This window comes from Mucilaginibacter sp., from assembly GCF_039207105.1.
Lineage (GTDB): Bacteria > Bacteroidota > Bacteroidia > Sphingobacteriales > Sphingobacteriaceae > Mucilaginibacter.
Map to the genome: position 1 here is coordinate 1 of NZ_JBCECK010000303.1, position 2,635 is coordinate 2,635.

At 31.8% G+C, this 2,635-nt stretch carries 3 protein-coding genes; all 3 read left to right on the plus strand.

Annotated elements, in window-relative coordinates:
- The coding region (locus AAGC65_RS25880) for a hypothetical protein (protein WP_343115344.1) at positions 1-342 on the plus strand (342 nt) is incomplete at its 5' end.
- A complete protein-coding gene (locus AAGC65_RS25885; protein ID WP_343115345.1) occupies positions 342-1,667 on the plus strand; it encodes a glycosyltransferase in 1,326 nt (441 codons plus the stop codon). The genes AAGC65_RS25880 and AAGC65_RS25885, both read left to right, overlap by 1 nt.
- Positions 1,667-2,599, plus strand: coding sequence for a glycosyltransferase (locus AAGC65_RS25890; RefSeq protein WP_343115346.1), 933 nt, complete (start codon positions 1,667-1,669; stop codon positions 2,597-2,599). Before AAGC65_RS25885 ends, AAGC65_RS25890 begins: the two co-directional genes overlap by 1 nt.
- Positions 2,600-2,635 lie beyond the last annotated feature (36 nt).

Consider the following 2,635-nt stretch of genomic DNA (forward strand, 5'->3'; position numbering starts at 1 on the left):
GCATATGGATATGCACAACATCGTTTTAATAAAATAATATTTTTTGTATCTGTATACAATAATGGTGTCAGATTATTTACTTTGAGAGAATCTGCAGATGGCAGAACATTACAAGCGGGAGAATTTATTGCCACGTTTTGTATATCTTCCCAATTATTGAGACCAGGAGATTACACATTGGCGCTAGGGGCATGGGGCGATAATGATGAATGGTTATGGGGTACCGAGTTAAGTTTGTTTAGTATAACTGAAACCTGGACGAATCAGATTAGAGAGCCTGATAAAGGAATTATAAATGGCGAATTTGTGCGATTGAATACTGGATATCATAATAACTTATAGTGAAAATATTATTCATTATTCCTGAATATATACCTCATTCTGGAGGAGGAATATCCACTTATTATCAGCATTATATAAAAGCAATTAAGCCTCATTGCGAACGTATTAAAGTTATTGTAGGCAGCGGATATATTCAGGATACTACTAAGTTTAATCATGAAGGTATTGAAGTAGAATATCTTGAGCCAGTTTTGTTTAAGGAATATCTACAACGATTTACAAAATTTGATTTTTTACCGGAGTATAGAAATAATATAGCAGCTGCATGGGCCATGTGGCAACAGGCAGATTCAGGTAATGAATTCGATATAATTGAATGTACTGATTTTGGATTAGGATTTATTCCATGGGTAATACATCATAACAAACCTGTTATGACAAGATTACATGGAAGCAGTGGCCAGATAACAATGAATGAAGATATTACGCAAGAGGGACTGATGTCAGATTTCTTCCGTCAAACTGAAATGTTATTATTGCCCTTTTGTGATTATCTGATCACTTATAGCCTATCAAATCAACTATTTTGGAATAATATTTTGAATAACAAAAAGGTTCATTATATACCACCAGTTTATAGCCATATCGAAAAACATATAGTATCTTTCTCAGAAAGAGATAATAATGGTTTACTAACAGCCAGAGTACAAAAGTGGAAAGGCGCTATAGAGTTGTGTAAAGCAATGCAATTATTAAAGAATAATATTAGCGTTAAATGGATTGGTCGTGATACTGTATATAATGATAAATTAAATACAATTGGATTTTTAAGTGCTGAATTTCCCAATGTGTGGAACAAGTATATAATACATAATGAAGCTAAACCTAATGACGAAATAAAACAGCTGCAACGGAAAGCTAAGTTTGGTCTCGTTTCATCAACATGGGATATGTTTAATTTTACATGTATTGAATTTATGGCTTCTGGCACACCTATAATTTGTTCCGATGGTGCAGGAGCAGTAGATTTAATTGAAGATAATAAAAATGGCTTTAAATATTCAGCAAACAAAATTGATAAATTAGCTGAGTGTATCGATTTAGTTAATAATCTAAGTCAAAGTGATTATGAAAAAATTGCTTTGGCCGGAATACATACAGTTGATACCTTGCTTTCTGCAGAAAAACTAATACCGATCAATTTAGAATATTATGATAAGGTGATCAAACAGTTTGTGCCATCTTCTTCCAATACTTATACAAACAGTATTTATAAGCCCACAGATGTAAAATATTTAATATCTAATCTTTTAGATACTCAACCCATAAAAAGGTTAATTAAATATTTAGTGAAAAGGATTATCAATAAGATAAAGGCAGTTTAGTGGAAAAGTTGGCTTTATGTATACCTGCTTATAACGCAGAAGAATATTTATCCAGATTGCTGACTTCTGCAAAAAGCCAAAATATCCAATTTGACGAAATATTAGTATATAATGACTGCAGTGATGATAATACGGCAAAAATAGCTGAAGAGTATGGAGCAATTTTATTAAACGGAAAAGTTAACAAAGGTTGCTCTTTCGGTAAAAATGAAATGGCTAAATATACAAAGTGTGAATGGATCCATTTTCATGATGCGGATGATGACCTAATGCCTGATTTTACAGAGTTGGTTCATAATTGGATAAAAAATTATGGCAACAGATACGAAGTTCTATTACTAAATTATAAATATGTTGATTTTGCCACTAAACAAGTTTTAGGCTTTGGTAACTATAATGTAACAGAATTACACAAGGATGCATTAAGATATGCAATTAATAATAAGATTGTAAATTTTGGAGTATATAACAAAGCAGCTTTTTTAAAAGCAGGTGGTTTTGACCTTGATGAATATGTATTATATAACGAGGATAATGCTTTTCATCAGCATTTGGGTAAACAAGGGTATAGGTTTGATTATTTACCTGAGATAACTTGTATTAATTACCGTTATAACAAAAGCATGTCATCTTCAAATAGCTTAAAATGCGCTATTGCAAACTATTACGTATTAGCTAAAACCGCAACATCTCATGGCTCTAAATATCCGTTCGAATTATCAAAACAATTATGGATATGTGTTGATATGCTTGCCGCTCACCAATGTTGGATATACGTTCGTAAAGCATTAGTATTAAGTGAAAAACTTGGGAATACCTATAATCAACCAGGTAATTTTATTTTTAAAGTAATAGTAAAAGCTAATCCATTTTGGGCGATATGGCTCAGAGAAAAAATTATTAGAACTTTCAAGCCATATTTACGGAAATGAATGATCAAGAAAGGCCGTTAATCTCAATATGTATGC